Origin of the sequence: Streptomyces sp. NPDC004658 (assembly GCF_040609555.1) — a bacterium.
Classification (GTDB): Bacteria; Actinomycetota; Actinomycetes; order Streptomycetales; family Streptomycetaceae; genus Streptomyces.
Genome location: NZ_JBEXKG010000196.1, coordinates 10,692 through 12,107 on the forward strand (window position 1 = coordinate 10,692; position 1,416 = coordinate 12,107).

The 1,416-nt window shown below is 77.5% G+C and carries 1 protein-coding gene and 1 pseudogene; both read left to right on the plus strand.

Going from position 1 to position 1,416, the window contains the following annotated elements:
- Positions 1-1,005: SWIM zinc finger family protein (locus ABZV94_RS36465; protein WP_356348396.1), on the plus strand; the 1,005-nt coding region annotated here is incomplete at its 5' end.
- A gap of 58 nt (positions 1,006-1,063) precedes the next feature.
- Positions 1,064-1,416: pseudogene (locus ABZV94_RS36470) on the plus strand (hypothetical protein); the annotation flags it as partial.

A 1,416-nucleotide genomic window follows, 5' to 3' on the forward strand; every position in this document is an offset into this window, starting at 1 on the left:
GCTGGCGCGGACACATTGTGGGTGGTGGCGTGGGGGGTTGGGCGGGCGGGCCACGCAGAGGTGTTGGCTGGGGGGCGCCGGGCCGAGCGCCGCGCCGAGCGGGTCACGGCGGGCGCGAGCGAGCTGGAGCAGCGTCTGGCCGACCTGCTGCGCGGCGGTCTGGCGGCGGCCGGACAGGCGGGGTACGGCCTGTGGGACGAGACGGCGGCCCGCATGGTCGACGCCCAGGCGCCGGGACTGGCCGCGCGCGTCCGGGAACTGGGGGCGATCCCGGCGTCCGGCGCGGGCTGGCCGGGGCGGCTGCTGGAGGAGTGCGCGCTGCTGCACCTGCTCGACCAGGGCTGGCTGCACCGCGACCGGCTGCCGGACGGCCTCGCGGCCACGGTCCGCTCCCGGGTCGGCCTGCCCGGCACTCCGGACGGCCCGCCGCTGCGCGACCGCTGGCTGGTCCTCGCCCAGTACGACACGGTGGACCCGAAACTGACGACGCGCCGGATATGGCTGCACGGCGCCGAGTCCGGCGGTACCCGGCTGCTGCTGTCCTACGGCGCGGCGGGCCGGGCGCCGGAGCTGTCGCTGCCGGTGGGCCTCGTCCTGGAGGCGGAGCTGACGGCGTACCCGGGTTCCGGCCGGTCCCGGGCCGCCCTGGGCGAGCGGTTCGCCCCGCCGGCCCCGGCCGCCTTCCGTCCCCCGGGCGTCACGACGGCCGAGGCGGTGGCCCGGTACGGCGACGCCCTGCGCGACGACCCGTGGCTGGACGCGGTCCCCGTGACCCTGGACCGGGTGACACCGGTCCCGGACGGCGAGGAATGGCAACTGGCCGACGCCGAGACGGACACGGCCCTGCCGGTGACCCGGGCCGCCCGCGGCCGTCCCGGCCTGTGGCGGCTGGTCGCGCTGTCCGGCGGCGCCCCCGTCACGGTCTTCGGCGAGTGCGGCCACCGCGGCTTCACCCCGCTCACGGCCTGGGCGCGGGGAGAGGGCGAGGCGGTGCCGCTGTGCTGATCCCGGCGGGCGAACGAGGCAGGAAGGAAGAAGGAAGGAAAGAGGGGAAGGGAACACGATGAACGGTGCACCGCCCGGCGACGGGACACGAGCCGACGGGGACGCGGCCGATCCGGGGCAGTCCCGGCAGAGTTCGGCGCGCACCGCCGACCACTCGGTCGACCACACCGTCGGCCCCTCCGCACACCCCTCACCGGCCGCGGCGGCCTCCCCGCAGACCCGGGTCCCCTCCTGGGAGGACCTGGTCACCACCGCGCTTCTCGGTACCGACCGGCGTGCCCCTGCGCACGTCGAGCCGGGCCGCCCGGCCCCGGTGGTAGAGCCGCCAGGTCTGCGGGGCGTCCTCGGGGTGGACCCAGTCCTGGACGCGCCGGCCGCGCAGGCTCTGCTCGGAGAGGCCGAACATGCGCA